We start from the raw sequence: 16041 nt of genomic DNA on the forward strand, positions 1-16041 counted from the left end.
TACGGAGGGGAGGATGAGTACCTTTTGGCCAAGTTTAAGTGATACTGAGTATAATACATTTAAAGGCTATTTAGATGATTATCATTCTAAACGAATCCAAATCTATGAGCTTAGAGAACAATTGGTTGATGAGTTCGTTGGAAAACTGGGTGGAGGGCGCGTTGGTTTTTTCTGCAGTGCAACAAGGGCCTTTGAACTATTATTAGAAAAAATCGGGCTATGCGCTCTAGATGAGGTTATTCTACCGATAAATGTATTCTATTCTATTTACTTGGCAGTGGAGAAAAAAGGCTGTCAAATAATTTTAGTTGATACAATGACTAGTTCACAGCTTCCATGTACGAAGTCGATTCTTGAGCGGGTGTCTGACCGAACCAAGTTAATAGTTTTCCCTCATATGGGAGGGGAGTACGCGGATGTTCTTCCTCTTCTTTCTGGTATCGATAGTTCCGTTTATGTTGTTAGGGATCTGTGTCAGTCTTATCCGTTTAACGAGTATGACTCGCTTAAGATGCATTCCCGTCTCTACAATTTATTTAGTTTTTCAGGCACTAAGCTGCTTTCTGCGGGTGAGGGGGGCGGTTTACACTCATATTCAGGCAGTGGTCCCTTTATGGATTACGAAAGTAGGAAAAGTGGAATGGAAAACTACGAGCATAGTAAATCTGATCGTCTTAGCTACCTCCAGGAAATATTACTGCTAACACGACTTGTTGGGGGCATTCAAGTGATGAAAGAGCGTAGTCGATTTATAGATGAATATCTTAGACCAATCAAGCATCATAGGGGTGATCTTTTTGTCAAGGATTCTAATCGAGCCTTCGATTCCAATTATTCTTATGTGTTTACTCTTAACTGTGCGTCTGATTATCACGAGGCTCAACATCTATTGGATTCAGAAGGGGTAGGGTATCTTGAAGCTAGCCTTTTCGATATGTCAATTTTAAAAAAAGTCGGAGTTGATGGAAAATTCAAGAACTTTGTTGAGTATTCGACTAGAAGTTTCGTTAACAGTATTTCTTCAGGGTGTATTGAGGGTAAGCGGTGAAGATTCTTGGAGTTTCATATTTGTCCTACAATGCTGGAGCTTCGCTAATAGTTGATGGCGAAGTCGTAGCGTCAGTTACTGAAGAACGTCTTAATCGCATTAAGTATTGTAATAGCTTTCCATTTCTCGCTATTGAGTATTGTCTATTGCGCGCAGGCTTGAAATTCTCTGATTTAGATGTTATTGCGCTTAATGCAAATCCTAATATTGATATGACTAATTGGAATAGGGTGGCTGGAAACTCTCCATCATGGTTTCCAGAAATGCTGGTCAACACTATTTCTTCGATTCACAAGCTCGCAAAAACAAATTTTTCGTCAGACCACCTTAAAGTGACATTTGATATTGATGGTAAGAGTGTCAATTTGATCTTCGTTCAACATCATTACTGTCATATTGCAAGTAGTTTTTACCTCAGTGATTTTGATACATCTATTTGTCTTAGCTTGGACGGGCGTGGCGAAAAAGATAGCGGTCTTGTAGTACGGGCTTCGGGGAGAAAATTTGAGAATTTGGAAACATTTCAGTATCCAAATTCAATAGGGTTGCTATATGGAACATTTACATCATATTTGGGCTATCAAATTGATAAAGATGAATGGAAGGTTATGGGGCTCGCCTCATACGGCTCTGAGTCCTATTTTATTAGTTTAGTGAAGAAGGTTGCCTATTTTGTAAACGATACTTTCCTTGTGGATAGAAACTATTTTGATTATTTCAACAAGGCTTCTAGTGCACCATATACAGATATTTTTGATGAGCTGTTTCAGTGTCGAAGAGAGCCAAACGATCCTATTACGAGTGCACATAAAAATCTGGCGTTTGCCGTGCAGGCTGTTGTTGAAGAGTATGTCTTCAAGATAATCAGGCGACTTAAAGATGCTAGCCCTCAAGTAAACAACATTTGCTTGGCTGGTGGGGTTTTTATGAATTCAGTCTTGGTAGGGAAATTAGCGGAATCTAAGATATTCGAAAATCTATATGTTAACGCGTTTCCGGATGATACGGGGACGTGTCTCGGAGCGGCTCTTCATGTTTTGCAATCGAAGGTCAGTATTAAGAACAATCTATTTGGGCCTTCTGTTACGAATGCTCAAGTCGAAAGAAAATTAGAAAAGTATGGACTTGATTATTCTTACTATGATGACATTTCCCTTGTTACCGCCAAGGAAGTCTGCGCGGGTAAGGTGGTCGGTTGGTTTCAGGGGGGTATGGAATTTGGTCAAAGAGCGTTAGGCTCTAGATCAATATTGGCGGATGCGAGAGATGTAAAAAATAAAGACCGATTGAATAGGAAGATTAAATATAGAGAATCCTTTCGACCTTTCGCTCCTTCGGTACTAGATCAGGATTACAGTAAATTCTTTCCTAATCGCGCGCCGTGTTATTTTATGGAAAAGACTACCATGGCGACAGACGAGTTCAAGGAAAAATTTCCAGCTGGTGTTCACGTAGATGGTACGTGCAGGGTTCAAACAGTTGACTCCAATTCCAATAGTGTTTTTTATGATCTCCTTGAGAGGGTTAGAGAATTGACTGGTCACGGAGTTTTGCTCAATACCTCGTTTAATTTAAATGGCGAGCCCATCGTGGCGACTTTGGAGGATGCGCTAAAAAGCTTTTTCACTTCTGGCATAGACATATTGGTGGTGGAAAACTATCTAATAAGGAAACGATAGTTGGATAAGTGGAATATTCAGGGTTGTATTAAGAGGCTGTACGGGATATTGATAAATGATCTGTATTATTTATCTTCAGGATATGATTGGAATATAATTTATAAGGCAAAAGGTGCTTCTGGTACTTATATAATTAAAATATATTCTAGGCACGTCATTTTGGATAGGCTGCATGCTTCTTTCGCAAATATGGAAAGAGCGTCGCAAGCTGGAGTCGGAGTTGTAAAGCCTATTGAAAGTTTAACAGGAAAAGTTGTAGAAACGTTAGGGTTTTCATATTTTTCAATTTACGAGTATTGTCCATACCCACCAATTAGATCGCTTTTTCATCGAGATTTGATATCAAAAGTTTCTCTTATTCACTCTGTAGACTCCAATTATGCTCGATTTCCATCGAATAAATTAGCTGAGGCGAGAAGTTGTTTGCGTTTGGATGGTCGTGCCGAAGGATTGCTCAATAAGCGAAAAGATTTTCTATGTAGATTGTCTTCTATGGGGATGTTGGCGGAAGGTGAGTTCGTACGAGTTGGTATGGTGCATGGGGATCTTAGGATGGAAAATGTACTGTTTGGAAGCTCTCTATTGTTTATTGATTGGGATAACTCTAGGAAATTTTTTACTGATTATGAAAAGTTCAAGATCTTTCTTCCGTTTGTTCTTTCCAATACATTCACATGCGCTAAACTCCGTGTTTTGTTGAGTGAGTATGGTATTGAGGGAGATGACTTTCTGACTATGATGAAGGTCTATCTAAATGTTCAAGCGCAAGATATAAGAATCTACAAGCAAAATTTCAGATTCTATTCGAATAGTTTTGAGTTTGAACAAAAAAAGATTGATGTTTTAGATAGATTGATTCTTGTGTATAAGGAAATTTATTTAGATCTGTGATTATGAGTTATCAGTATAGTTTACTTATGGCCATGTTTAAGGTTGATGTGATTTCGTGTATTCCATTGGAAACGATTGGAGACTATTCGATTTATACGGGAAAATATTTAACACAATTAGTTGTGCTTGTTAGGCGGGAATCAGAAGGGGTTGTGGTAACTGATGGAGAAGAGACTCTATCCATAAAATATTGTAGAAATATTGATATGGCTGTCTATCGTCTTATTCGAAGTATAGTAAGATTGCGGCTTTTAAAATTTGGTTTCATCGAGTTTCCGGCAGCATGCGTTGAGCTACTTGGTAAAGGTGTATTACTTTTGGGTGCTTCTAAGTCCGGCAAGACTGAGCTAGTGTTTAATTTGCTGAAGGAGGGGGGGGTAAAGCTTGTCGGAAATGATCTTGTTTATTGTTATCCTGGTACAAGTTTTGTTACATCATTACCCACATCTATCGGTGTTCGATATAACACTAAACAAAAATTTAATATTTCTAATATTGGCGAGGATATTGTAACGCGAGGGGAAACTAGGAGTCACTATAAGCCACGCATTATTTGCAGTATTTTCGAAGTCACGTTTGTTAATGCGTGTAGCGTTGACACTGTAGTAAATTTAAAGAAGGCCAAGAATTGCCGGTTAGATGTTATAGATCATTATACCTTTGATCACGTGGGGCAAGTGGGTCGAAGTTTGGAATATCGTCACAACTATGATTTTGGTGTTTTGTTAGATGAGTTATTAACGTGATTGGCAATCCATTTGTTCGATGTAAAAAGGCTGAGTATCACGCGCATGGAATACTAAGTGCTTCAAGGTCTGATATTTTCAAGATCAATCCTGGCGTACTTGAAGTTAAATCAAGATTTTTAGGCTGGGATGAATTTGAAGATTCAGTTCGAAATCTACTGTCGTCGGCTTGGTGTGTCTCGAACTATTGTTATTATATAAAAAGTGCTATATCAAATTTAGTTTTAGATAATGTATGTTACGCTGAGCTCTCGTTCGATCTGTCGGATCACCTGACTCTTGGGATTGAGTTCGATTGTTGGCTCGAGTTGATTTTTCGGGAATGTCAATCTCACGGAGAGTCCATTTTAATTAAACCCGAAATTGGATTGAATGCAAGGCATGGATCTGAATTCTATAGACCTTGGTTTGTTGCTGCTTGTGAGTCTGGGGTTTTTCATTCTGTTGACCTGTATGGAAATGTTAATATTGATAGGGCGCTTGAATTTAAGTCGTTTTTTACTTTTGCGGAAAGATCAAACCTAAAGAAAAAAGCTCATTTGGGAGAGTTTAATGATTGCGGAAGCTCACTTGAGTTTCTAAAGTTTGTTGCTTTGGACGAAATTCAGCATGGTGTATCAATACTTAATTCGCCCGTCGGATTTTCCATTCTGAGTAAAAAACGTATACCTCTAAATCTTTCATTGTCGAGTAATATTGCTCTTGGAGTCGTTTATTCTTTCGAGAGTTACCCGTTCAGGCGCATGTTGGATAAAGACTTGAGTTTTAGATTGTCAACGGACGATTATTTGGTGTTTGGTAGGTCGATATCAGATGATGCGATGGCTGTATGTCAACTTGGATTGTTGTCTCAACTAGAAATGGAGGCTGTGCTGAGTAAAGGTGTCCCATTGATTCCGTAGCGCTAGATTTTCGTGACTCCTATTATTCAGATTCGCTCTCTTCTGAGATGTTTAAGAATAGAAGCTATGCATTGAACAATATATTTTGAGGTGTTTAAGTTATATTTTTATGTTAGTAATGTAAATTTTCTCCGCGCGTGAATGGCCTGCAGTGTAGTTTAGTCGTAGTGTCGAACTCTGTCGGTGGGTTTACTGTGTTTGTCTTAATTTCATATGTAAATTCCGGAAATGTTTGAATGTTTCGTTAGATGGTTTTGCCCACTGCTATTCTATATGTTGACGTGCCATTTTTAAAATGTATGTTTTTCGTGTCCTTGGTTTCAAGTTGGATTGGTTTATGAGTCTTAAAAACAGCGTTGATTGCTTGGAAGTGCTAGAAGATCGTATTCGTAAGCGAGAGTGCGTTGTTGGCATTTTTGGACTAGGTTACGTGGGGCTTCCACTAGCGATGTGTTTTACTTATGCTGGGGTGAAGGTGGTCGGATTTGACATAGATCCAAAGAAGATATCAATTTTGTCTGGTGGGAAAAGCTATATTAGTACTGTCTCAGATCTTCAAGTTGCTGAAGCGTTAAATCTAGGTTTTTCTGCCACTAGTGATTACAAGGCTGCATCAGAGCTAGATTCCATTTTAATTTGCGTTCCAACGCCTCTTAATCAGTATCGACAACCCGATTTGAGTTTTGTTGAGAAGACGCTTGACGCTCTTCGTCCTTATATTAGGAAAGGACAAGTGCTAGGTTTAGAGAGTACTACTTGGCCAGGTACCACAGAAGAGGTAGTTGTACCTGCGGTCGAGTCCACCGGGTTGTCTGTAGGGAGTGATATTGCAGTAGTCTACTCACCAGAACGCGAAGACCCAGGTAATCAAGAATACTCAACTGCTAATATACCGAAAATAATTGGTGGTGCAACGTCAAGGTGTTTGAGAGTGGGAAAGGCCCTTTATGAAATAGGCGTTCAGGAGATGGTTGAAGTAAGTTCATTGAAAGTGGCAGAAATGAGTAAGTTGCTAGAAAACATCCATAGAGCAGTTAATATTGGACTAGTTAACGAAATGAAAATTGTATCAGATAAGATGGGTATCAATATAAATGAAGTTATTGACGCTGCTTCAACGAAACCGTTCGGCTTTGTACCATATCGACCGGGCCCGGGACTTGGAGGGCACTGCCTTCCGATCGATCCATTTTACTTGGCGTGGAAAGCACGGGAGTATGGGGTAAATACACGCTTTATAGAATTGGCTGGGGAGATTAACCACTATATGCCTATGTGGGTAATCGAAAAGGTTTCTAGTGTTCTGAATAATTATGGAAAAGCGATTAAAGGAAGTAGCATATTGGTACTTGGCATTGCATATAAAAAAAATATTAATGATACGCGTGAATCCCCTGCAATTGAACTAATTGATCAGCTGAGTAAAATGGGTGCATTGATTTCTTATTCTGATCCTTATGTTCCCAAGTTTCCAAAGAAAAGACGCTATAGTTATTCTCTTACTTCAGTAGATCTATGCAGTCGTACATTGAGGTCGTTCGATTGTATAGTTATTGCTACCGATCATGATGTATTTGATTATGATCTTATTGAGAAATCCTCAAATTTTGTAATTGATACTAGAAACCGAATCAATAGAGGGCCTCGGTGCATTCATGCATAGTTACTGATGGTGGACTTCCCGCGATACCGAGGACACTCTGGCAGCAATCCCAGATAGCGGCGAGCTTCAGGACGCCGTCGGTGGCGATGTAATACGGCTGCTTGCCAGCCGATCGGGTTTCCCACTCCACAAAACCGGCAGCCAATACTGCACCCCTTCGGTGTCGTATCGGTTCCTGGAAGGCTCTGCTGGTCATTATGGTCTCAATTTTCGCATTGAACATGCTAAATGCCTGATTAGGCGGGTCTGGCGACCAGTGCGGGTGCAGCCACCATCGCATTGGTCCTAGAGCATAACCTTGCTCAGCTCTGTGGAGTACCGGAACAGCTTCTGTGGGCGCCACATTAGCCAATGTAGGCAGTTGGGCCCCGTCCAGCCCGTAGTCGGCCAAAAGCCGCTCAGAGGCGGCTGAGGGCGCGACGAAAACACGTCCACACATAAATCTACCCCTTTAGCTGATTAAATAGCCTTGACGAGTTTAGCAAATCTGTCACTATGCTGTACATATTTACAGTATTGGTATGCGATGAAGATTATCCCCCTCGCGATAGACAGGCTTGCTATTGAAATCCCGCTGTATGGGTGCCGGGTTCGCGCTGGCTTTCCATCGCCAGCAGACGACTACCTGGAGAGGCCTCTTGACCTCAACGAACACCTGATCAAACGACCGGCCGCGACATACTTTGTGCGAGCCCTGGGCGACTCCATGCAGCAACTTGGTATCTACGACGGTGATCTACTGATTGTCGATCGTTCCATCGAGGCTGCCCACGGTAACGTGATTATCGCGGCCGTCGAGGGCGAGCTGACCTGCAAAGTTCTGAATACCAAATATCGCCGGCTTCTCTCTGGTAATGATCTCTATCCGCCCATTGAGTGTAGCGCCGATATGGATTGGGTTTCAGAGGGTGTGGTTGTGGCATCCGTGAGGTATCACCATGTTTTGCCTGGTTGACTGCAACTCGTTCTACGCCAGCTGTGAACAGGTGTTCAGGCCCGACCTCAGGGGAAAACCCGTCGTCGTACTGTCGAACAACGACGGGTTTGTGGTGGCCAGAAGCCGGGAGGCCAAAGCCCTTGGCATTCCCGACCTAGAGCCATTCTTCAAAATTGAGCCGCTGTTACAGCGGCACAACGTAGCAATCTTCAGTTCCAATTATGCACTCTATGGCGACCTGTCTGGCCGGGTGGTGGCCACACTGCAGGAGTTTGCCAAGGACCTTGAGGTCTACAGCATTGATGAGGTGTTCATTCGTCCATGGTGTCCAGATGGCAACCTGAAGCAATTCGGCGACCGTGTGCGTGAAACCGTCTGGCGCGATGTCAGAATTCCAGTGGGCGTCGGCATGGCTTCAACCAAAACGCTCGCCAAACTGGCTAACCGAGCCGCGAAAAAATTCCCGCCCTGGACTACGTGTGTATTTTGGAGCGGGAGGAACAGCGTGAATGGCTACTTAGGCGGGCCAAAGTGGATGACATCTGGGGTGTCGGCCGGCGCCTCACGGCGCGACTGAATACTCTCGGTGTCTCCACAGGCTGGGAATTGGCCAACATGAGCCCCAAGCGGGCCCGTCAGCACTTCAGCGTCTGCCTGGAGCGCACGATCGAGGAGCTGAACGGAGTTTCCTGTCTCCCCCTTGAGGATGCGCCGCCGAAAAAACGCGAAATCTACTGTACGCGATCCTTTGGCGAGAAAGCGAGTTCGATAGAGCCCATCCTGCAGGCGACATCACTCTATGCCAGGCGTGCCTGCGAAAAGCTCCGAAAGCAAAAACACCTGGTGCGTGAGATCTTGGTGTTCCTGCAAACCTCGCCCTTTGCGGAAAAACGCTACTCCAAGTCTGTGACGGTGAAATTGCCTTACCCGACCGACGACACACGCCTAATTACACGTGCCGCCAAGCAAGCAATTCAATCTCTCTACAAAGAGGGGTATCAATACCTTAAATCAGGTGTTGGACTGATCGACCTCATCGATCCGGCTTATGGCCAGGGAGACTTATTTCAGGTAGCACAGCCACTCCGATCGACAAAAATCATGGCGACACTGGATTCGATCAATAAACGGTTTGGAAGCGGGACCGCCTTTTCGGCTGCGGAAGGTGTTCAGAAAAAGTGGGCGATGCGACAATTCTTTCGTTCTCCCAATTATTTGAACTCATGGTCCCAGCTTCCTCAGATCCAGTGTTAATAGTAACTTGGTAGGCAATATCTTTTGGTGACTGCTACACTGAAGTACTCAGGTCAATCTAAATGGTCGAAATTCTGTGGTTGGCCGTCCCATTGGGAATAGAGAACTCTGCCATCCCAATATCTAACCTTTCCGTCATCGGACGAACGTTTCGCTCGCCAGACACTGTTCTTTGTTAATAACTCCAGAGGCGACTTGCCTGTTAAATCAGGCACCTCTAAACCTACCTGTCGATATCCGTCATGACTGACAATCTTTGCGGGAAGCCTCATCAATAGAGCCGCGTGATTGGTTTCTTTAACAACCAAAGCGAAACTATTCATAATGGTTGAGTAACCAGTGTGCCCATGAACGACTCTGCCATCTCTCACACCGGCCACTTCTCCAATTAACTTTGAGATATGATCGGGCTCTACCAAGAGTGATTTATTCTGTATCACACCTTTTTCTGCGCGGTTACACCATTCGACGATACTATTGCGATCTGCTAACTCTAGGACCCCAGAGGTTCTTGCTGCAAACCTTTTCGCGACTGGCGAAAACTCTGAACTTGTCACGAATAGAGCTTTTTCAGCCTCTTCTACAACACTTATCCCGTACAGCGCTGCCACTTGTGTTTGATCAATCTTGTTTTTCATGGCGTATCGCTTAGCTTGGACGATCGTCATGATGTCGCCTAACGGGTCGGTTTGAAAAAGCTGTAAATCGATACCCCCATCATTGCGCCCAGGCCCCAAAACAGCGCGAAAGCCGTGATTCTGGAAAATACGGAAGAGTAATATTTCAAAACGTCGCCAATCAAGTCTATTCAAGTCGTTAGGCGTTTTTTTAAAATGAGAATAAATTTCCTCGTAAACATCCGCTGTATCTTCTTGAATGAGACTGCAGACCCACCGCCAATGAAAGTAGTTTGCAAATTTAGAGTTTAGCGCTTCATCTAAAACGTATATTTCATAAGTATTGGGATTGGCGCAATCATACCAAAACCCTTTGGAGTGAAGGAAATCGTCAAACTCAGGCTGGAGCATTAATGAATCTTCGCCCGCTAAAATATCACATAGAGGTCCATCGGTGAGAAGTAGAGTGATAACAGGCTCATACCCTGGCTCCCTATCAGTGTGCGAAAGGTGATCGGAGAAGCTGGTGTCGTGCCAAAGATCTCGATCCTTTGCCCATGTCTTAATATCGGAACGAAGTTGGGATATTGTATTTTCTAAAAATCTATCCAGTTCGACATTCTTCATAGATCCTCTGTCTTGATTAGCCTCAAGACACCTTTGATTCCTTAGATCTAAAGATCAACTCACAAAACCTTTAACATCTAGGCGCCGCACAACATCAATATATCAATGATATTATCACCCGGTAACCGGCTCCGAAACATGATAACGGGGTAATCTAACCAAACAGACGTCATAAGGAAAAAACGTTATGTTGAAATCTCAAAAGTAACGCCCTCTATCTCATAGTGAAGAGAGATTATGCCATTATTTCTCATAAGCTCCTTATTAGATGGCATTTTATTTCTTGCCGTAGAACCACGTGGATAATCTTTAAGCAAAGGATAGATCTCCACATCTGGGTTTTCTTGGGAAACAATTGATTCCAAGACAAAGCTATCCACTAAATATGCAGCTGGAAATTTGTCGCACTTAAGATCTATAATTTTTTCGCTTCCCGAGTCCATTTTGTATACGACCCTTATTGAATAATCTTTCATTTGTTTTTCCTCAGATTTTTATTCTAAAAATTACAACTTAAGCGACGCGAAAAGCTAAAATTTAGTGGTGGTAATGTCAGAACATTAACAATTTCGCTATGTATTCTGGCAAATAGAGAACAAGTAAGTAATACCATCCTCAACCCTAGTTTTAATTGACAAAAGTTTATTTAACCCAAACTTACCTGAAGAGCCGTGAGTGCCATCATTAAACACACGAAAAAGTGCTAAGACGTTCTTTACATCCTCGTCAACAAAATCAACTGCTTCAGTAGTCAAAAGATCGCAGCGGCCTAACAAATAGCGTACTTTTTCTTTTCTCGTGGGGCATCCGCTTGGCGTCGTATCACAGTCGGGATACGACGCCAATACTTTTTCATCAGGTGCATTCATATCCAGTATCTGAACAAACACTTCCCGGGCGCTTGTGCAGAAATGACGTGCGGCATCAGGGTTCTGTGGATTCAACGAGAAAAGAGCACCTTTCCATCGATTACTAAGGTCTGATGATAACTTTTGAAGCATCCCATCAATTTCGGTGCGTAGAAGTTCCGACGGGTCAATGCTTGACTCATCAGCTTCAGACTCAAGGGCATTCGATAGAGCTAAGCTATTCGCGTTCTCACGCTCAGATAAATCTAAGAACTCTCCGCCATGATGTACGTTTTCCAGTGCACTTCCACCTGCGTCTAGTCGTTCATAGTAGCTGTTTAAGGCTATTGCGGATGTTTTTACGATCTGATATCGAGCTGTGCTGGAGGACTGGAGACGCCTAAGCTCCGATGCTATTTTCTGGCGATTCGCCCGAACCCTGGCGTTGTACCTTCTTACTTCATTGTTGTAATTGTTGACTGCCTGTTTCACGTTCTGGTTGTGCCGACGGACCTCGCGATTATACCTGTCAATGGCCTGCTTCCGCTTGCTTTGAGCTTGTCGGATTGCACTACGAATCTGTGATGGAGTCATTCTTCTAGGCATCTCTCCCCCCCTATTTGATTATTTTTCATAACATTTTTGTAGTGAATAACGCGATCCCGCTCTTTGAAGAAAGGTAAGAAAAGCATCGTAACACTTTGAAATTTATGGAATTATATCTCCACATGTGAATTCATGGTACTGGGGAAAGAGTAATTGGCTACTAATCTACGCGTCGATAGCGGTCCCGAGAGACAAGCCAATAGCTATAAGGGAAGTACCCTTAGCATCACAAGTTGAATTCGAGAATCACCAAAACGTGTGCCCTATATCTCTCGACACTGCAATATAAATACCCTAAAAGATATTTCGGAATAATCATTTAAGTGACGCATAGATGTTCGAGTTCTGAGAGGTTTGCTGGTCAAGTCTATGCGAGTATAGACCTGTGGAATGAAGCCGCCCCGAGGGGCGGCTATAGACTAGGCTAAGCAGCGGCTGGCGCTGGAAGACGCCGAACCTTTCGCCAGCTGCGTTTTACGCTGGTGATAACTGACCGGGTAGCCTCCATAAAGCCCACTGGGGTCATGATGACATGATCCAAGGCCTCGATGCCGGCGACATTCAATGCCTCTACCAGCTCGTACTGATCCTGGAGCGGATCACCCACCTGGCTGTTTTCCAAATCAAGCATGGTGACGATCACCACTTTCTCGATACCCAGCTGAATGGCCTTGCGCAAAATATCGCGCTGAGCCGTAGCAGTTTCCATCTGCATCTCATCAGGATAAGCATCAAAAAAGCATGGCTGCAGGTTGTCATCCAGGTATAGACAGAACAGCATGCGCTCTCTTGTCTTTATCGAGTGTGCCTTCACATACGCAATGGCTTTTTTTGGCGAGTCGATCACGCGACGCTTATCAATTTTCTTGTAACGATCGTAAGACATAGAAGTACTCCTAAATGAAAAAGATAGAGCCCTCGATGAGGGCTCAGGATTTGAATAAAACGATGATGAAATCAGTCAATGGCCTGCCAGATGGTGCCGGCTTCTTTGTGGTCGGACATGTAGTCATATAACCGAGCATAATGATCCGCCAGATCTGCATCCGGGAACTTCTCAGCAATGAAACAGTACGCATACAGAGTCACGGCCACGCCAAAAGCATCTGCACTGAGTGATCCCCGGAAGCCATTACCGAAGGGTATGGTTACCTCGAATTCACCATCGCAATGAGGGGCCATGTAAAAGCCTCCGTTGGATAAGCGATAGAACTGCCAGTACCCGGAGGCTCCCTGGTAGGTCTTCGAAATAGTGCGAGCCACATCAAACACCATCAGCTCGAACTCCAGATAACACGATGGAAAGAACGACGGTAAGGTGTCGATTCGTTCCTCAGCGGGTACGGCCTCGGCCGTTACCGGTTGTACTTCAGCTGCATTGGATTGCATAAAGCCTCCTAAGATAGGAAGACTTCCCCCCTCTGGGGGAATGTCCCCCAGTTGGGTTGTAGGCGTAACGCCCAAGATATGCCTCGGTTTCCCGTGCGGTTTTTCAGGCAAACGAACCGCTATCAAGGTGCAACTAAAGGCAGTTGCCACCGTGATTCACATCCTAAAAACACCTAGTGATGCGCTTAGGGTGTGCCCCTCATCGAGGGGCGTTAATATTAAACGGCAGTGCGCAAGGTAGCGTCCTGCGTTCCGGCTGAATTGGCTGCCGTATTCTTGCGGCCGCGAAGCTTCAGATCCCAAAGGCCTAAATGGTGGGCTGGCGTATACATTACCTGGTACACCTTCCCGCTCAGCGTGTTGCCAACAACCACCTCCGCTGGAATATGCAATAGCGACAGCTGGATGAAACACATCCTGGCCGCCACTGGATCGATGTCCCAACAAGACGCCCAAAGTTGGGTTTGCGGGTTGAATCCGGCCTCCATGAATGCCTCACTAAAGGCGATGGCCATACCTCCAGCGCCAGCGGCCGGCTCAGAGACGGTAATGAAATCTTGTCCTTCAGGAAGAGCGATATCATCACCGGCCGTTACCTTGGCCATCATCCGGCTAACCTCGTAGGGCGTGAAAAACTGCCCGATGTGATCAGAGCCCAGTTCAAGCGACATGTAGGTTGCCCCCAGGTAGTCACCGACTTGCTTTTCCAGCCCCATGACCACCTCAGCAAAGAGATGTGAGATAGCCTCAAGGTCAGATTTTTGGTACTTGCCCACCACCTGCAGATACTCATCCTCAATGGCCTGATCGAAACGAACCGCATTTTGTAACGTGCATGCGGATAGGATCACAAAGTCGCGGAAGACTTCGTATCGGTGCTGGTGTGGCGCAATGGTCTTGAACAAACGAACGAAGTTCGAGGTATTAAACGACATGATTCCTCCAGGAAATGACCGCTGAGGGAATCCACCTCTGCAGGGGGGATTCCCTGCAGAGGAAGTGGTGAGAGTATTCTGCAATTACATAAGTTGGTTAGTAGCAGAATTTATTATTGAAAGGATAAGTTGGTATTGGCTCTACATGAGCCCTCGCTCTGCGAATGATGTAACCTCATAAGCCCCAACGATAAGATGATCCAAAGCACGAATATCGACGAGATCCAATGCAGAGCACAGTTTCTCGGTGATTTTTCGATCTGCTTGGCTTGGCTCTGAGACACCTGACGGGTGATTGTGAGCAAAAATTACAGCAGCGGCATTGTATTGCAGTGCCAGCTTCACAATCTCGCGAGGGTACACAGACGCACCATCTAAAGTTCCTCTGAACACTTCTTCGTATTTAATAACACGATGCTGATTGTTGAGGAAAAGTACCGCAAACACTTCATGCTCTAATGGAAGCATTCTCGCTCGCAAATACTTTCGGGTTAAATCAGGAGAGGTGAGGGCATCTAGACCAACAACTCTTTGAGTTGCGATAAAGCTTGCCATCTCAATGATTTCTGCCTCAGAGACAGGCTCATTAGTGATGTAAGTACCTTCTTTGTCGGCTACTTTAAAAGCTGATAGTGACATAGTGAGTGCTCCTAAAATGAAAAAGGGCACGCACTTATCCCAATGGGCAAGTTGTGCCCATGGTGGGATGGTTGAAAAACTATTTGAAAGGAAGATGCCCCGTTTAAGGGTGCGGTATTTCAGGCATCACAACCGCATTTCAAGGTGCAACTAAAGGCAGTTGCCACCAGGAACTAACGCGCGAGGAATATTATATTTTTCGCGCAGATCTTTAAAATCTGGTGAATTCAAATACTGTAGTTGTAGCCTGCGCTCGGTTGGCGTGAGCTCCGCTGGCGGTGCCTTGCACAGCCCTAAAAAAGTCCAGTGGATGGGCGTTTCTCTCGACTTTCCCCGCAGAGCCAAGTCTAAGTTAACACTGGCTAGAAACGCTTTACTGTGAGGCACAGAATCAAATTCCATTACTGCAATCCATGTTTGGTTCTAAGCTCAGCCCATACGGCTGAATTTTTATACTCAACCTGGGTTTGACGCTCCAGGGGTGTTAAATCGGCCGGGTCCGCTTGGTACAGTTCCACAAACGTCCACGTCCTTACTTGCTCAGCTTTAAGGCTGCCTCGATCAATCATCCCTTGGATGACGTTGCCGAGATGATCGTTTGGAATACTCAAACTGTCCTGATCAATGCTCATTGGTGACCTCCATTCTATCGGTAGGGTCAGTATAGAATCGCCTGAAGTACTCTACAAGCCTGAGGCTACAGCCTCATATTGAGTTGCTACCTGATTCTGCTAGACTTAATTTTCACGCATGAAACCGAGCCAAATTGATGCTTACTATCGCAACCACCGAAGCAAAACCAGCTGGCACTGTATATCTCGACAAACGAGAGCAAAAGGCTTTAAAAGACTTGGCCGGTCTCAATCGTAAGCGGTTCTTGAGCCACGACCAATATCAACAGAACGTGGAGCTCAGCAAACAACAATTCTCCGGTGATTCGGCCGCCGAAGCGCTGCTACGGCATCTCATCGACATCAACCTTAAAAAGGGCGGCGGTGTGAACGAATAGCTCCACACCGCACTCTGACTACGCCCTGGTTTCCAATACTCTAGCCGCAGAAAATCCAATCTTATCCCCGGCATAGTACTGCTCATCCGACGAGGGCGGCATAATGCCCGCCTGGAAGACCACTCTCCAACACCGGTAGGTCCGGTACCACATGTTGCGAGTGTGGGTTTCACGATCTTTTGGCCTGGAAGCCACTGTCATCGCATGGCGGTGACGGGACGCCAGGCTGATATGTTCCTTAGACATAAACA

Annotated in this window: 21 protein-coding genes; 10 read left to right on the forward strand and 11 right to left on the reverse strand. The window is 44.4% G+C overall.

All coding sequences use genetic code 11. From position 1 onward, the window contains the following. Positions 1-13 precede the first annotated feature (13 nt). From QWI17_RS09225 to QWI17_RS09250, 6 genes are all read left to right on the forward strand, one after another. Positions 14-1048: a DegT/DnrJ/EryC1/StrS family aminotransferase gene (locus QWI17_RS09225; protein ID WP_302722217.1), complete on the forward strand. Its 1035-nt coding sequence runs from the start codon at positions 14-16 to the stop codon at positions 1046-1048. Beyond that, positions 1045-2727: a carbamoyltransferase family protein gene (locus QWI17_RS09230; protein ID WP_302722218.1), complete on the forward strand. Its 1683-nt coding sequence runs from the start codon at positions 1045-1047 to the stop codon at positions 2725-2727. The genes QWI17_RS09225 and QWI17_RS09230 overlap by 4 nt, the downstream gene beginning before the upstream one ends. Further along, the gene (locus QWI17_RS09235; RefSeq protein WP_302722219.1) at positions 2728-3618 is read left to right on the forward strand and encodes an aminoglycoside phosphotransferase family protein; all 891 of its coding nucleotides are present in this window, start codon (positions 2728-2730) and stop codon (positions 3616-3618) included. A gap of 2 nt (positions 3619-3620) precedes the next feature. Next, on the forward strand, positions 3621-4364 hold the full coding sequence (locus QWI17_RS09240) for a hypothetical protein (protein WP_302722220.1): 744 nt from the start codon (positions 3621-3623) through the stop codon (positions 4362-4364). Then, positions 4361-5266 carry an amidohydrolase family protein gene (locus tag QWI17_RS09245; RefSeq protein ID WP_302722221.1) on the forward strand — a complete coding sequence of 302 codons (906 nt, stop codon included), beginning with the start codon at positions 4361-4363 and terminating at the stop codon, positions 5264-5266. The genes QWI17_RS09240 and QWI17_RS09245 overlap by 4 nt, the downstream gene beginning before the upstream one ends. Positions 5267-5603: 337 nt before the next feature. Beyond that, positions 5604-6929, forward strand: a complete 1326-nt coding sequence (locus QWI17_RS09250; RefSeq protein WP_302722222.1) for a nucleotide sugar dehydrogenase — start codon at positions 5604-5606, stop codon at positions 6927-6929. Here the strand turns inward: QWI17_RS09250 and QWI17_RS09255 are convergent. After that, complete coding sequence (locus QWI17_RS09255) at positions 6898-7368, reverse strand: SOS response-associated peptidase family protein (protein WP_302722223.1); 471 nt, start codon at positions 7366-7368, stop codon at positions 6898-6900. The genes QWI17_RS09250 and QWI17_RS09255 overlap by 32 nt on opposite strands. 87 nt (positions 7369-7455) lie before the next feature. On the opposite strand from QWI17_RS09255, the gene QWI17_RS09260 reads away from it, so the two are divergent. From QWI17_RS09260 to QWI17_RS09270, 3 genes are read left to right on the forward strand one after another with little or no spacing between them, the layout of a single operon-like run. Further along, on the forward strand, positions 7456-7884 hold the full coding sequence (locus QWI17_RS09260) for a LexA family protein (protein ID WP_302722224.1): 429 nt from the start codon (positions 7456-7458) through the stop codon (positions 7882-7884). Further along, complete coding sequence (locus QWI17_RS09265; protein WP_302722225.1) at positions 7868-8443, forward strand: Y-family DNA polymerase; 576 nt, start codon at positions 7868-7870, stop codon at positions 8441-8443. Before QWI17_RS09260 ends, QWI17_RS09265 begins: the two co-directional genes overlap by 17 nt. Further along, a complete protein-coding gene (locus QWI17_RS09270) occupies positions 8398-9120 on the forward strand; it encodes a DinB/UmuC family translesion DNA polymerase (protein ID WP_302722226.1) in 723 nt (240 codons plus the stop codon). Before QWI17_RS09265 ends, QWI17_RS09270 begins: the two co-directional genes overlap by 46 nt. Before the next feature lie 53 nt (positions 9121-9173). Here the strand turns inward: QWI17_RS09270 and QWI17_RS09275 are convergent, their stop codons facing one another. The 9 genes from QWI17_RS09275 to QWI17_RS09315 form a co-directional block, all read right to left on the reverse strand. Beyond that, positions 9174-10364 carry a restriction endonuclease gene (locus QWI17_RS09275; protein WP_302722227.1) on the reverse strand — a complete coding sequence of 397 codons (1191 nt, stop codon included), beginning with the start codon at positions 10362-10364 and terminating at the stop codon, positions 9174-9176. A gap of 185 nt (positions 10365-10549) precedes the next feature. After that, the gene (locus QWI17_RS09280) at positions 10550-10840 is read right to left on the reverse strand and encodes a hypothetical protein (protein WP_302722228.1); all 291 of its coding nucleotides are present in this window, start codon (positions 10838-10840) and stop codon (positions 10550-10552) included. 96 nt (positions 10841-10936) lie between these two features. Next, a complete protein-coding gene (locus QWI17_RS09285) occupies positions 10937-11806 on the reverse strand; it encodes a pPIWI-associating nuclease domain-containing protein (protein WP_302722229.1) in 870 nt (289 codons plus the stop codon). 436 nt (positions 11807-12242) lie between these two features. Next, on the reverse strand, positions 12243-12704 hold the full coding sequence (locus tag QWI17_RS09290; protein ID WP_302722230.1) for a JAB domain-containing protein: 462 nt from the start codon (positions 12702-12704) through the stop codon (positions 12243-12245). A 71-nt stretch (positions 12705-12775) separates the two neighbouring features. Then, on the reverse strand, positions 12776-13207 hold the full coding sequence (locus tag QWI17_RS09295) for an antirestriction protein (protein WP_302722231.1): 432 nt from the start codon (positions 13205-13207) through the stop codon (positions 12776-12778). Positions 13208-13425: 218 nt separating this feature from the next. Then, positions 13426-14142 (reverse strand): N-6 DNA methylase, encoded by a 717-nt coding sequence (locus tag QWI17_RS09300; RefSeq protein ID WP_302722232.1) that lies wholly within the window; start codon positions 14140-14142, stop codon positions 13426-13428. A 141-nt stretch (positions 14143-14283) separates the two neighbouring features. Then, on the reverse strand, positions 14284-14781 hold the full coding sequence (gene radC, locus QWI17_RS09305; protein WP_302722233.1) for a RadC family protein: 498 nt from the start codon (positions 14779-14781) through the stop codon (positions 14284-14286). Between the two features lie 150 nt (positions 14782-14931). Then, the gene (locus tag QWI17_RS09310; RefSeq protein ID WP_302722234.1) at positions 14932-15183 is read right to left on the reverse strand and encodes a hypothetical protein; all 252 of its coding nucleotides are present in this window, start codon (positions 15181-15183) and stop codon (positions 14932-14934) included. Continuing rightward, positions 15183-15413, reverse strand: a complete 231-nt coding sequence (locus QWI17_RS09315; protein ID WP_302722235.1) for a hypothetical protein — start codon at positions 15411-15413, stop codon at positions 15183-15185. The genes QWI17_RS09310 and QWI17_RS09315 overlap by 1 nt, the downstream gene beginning before the upstream one ends. Positions 15414-15550: 137 nt before the next feature. Here QWI17_RS09315 and QWI17_RS09320 point away from each other — a divergent pair, with 137 nt between their 5' ends. Continuing rightward, positions 15551-15790 (forward strand): hypothetical protein, encoded by a 240-nt coding sequence (locus tag QWI17_RS09320; protein ID WP_302722236.1) that lies wholly within the window; start codon positions 15551-15553, stop codon positions 15788-15790. An 18-nt stretch (positions 15791-15808) separates the two neighbouring features. Here QWI17_RS09320 and QWI17_RS09325 read toward each other — a convergent pair whose 3' ends face one another. Then, complete coding sequence (locus tag QWI17_RS09325) at positions 15809-16036, reverse strand: hypothetical protein (RefSeq protein ID WP_302722237.1); 228 nt, start codon at positions 16034-16036, stop codon at positions 15809-15811. Positions 16037-16041 lie beyond the last annotated feature (5 nt).

Origin of the sequence: Gilvimarinus gilvus, from assembly GCF_030518155.1 — a bacterium.
GTDB lineage: Bacteria > Pseudomonadota > Gammaproteobacteria > Pseudomonadales > Cellvibrionaceae > Gilvimarinus > Gilvimarinus gilvus.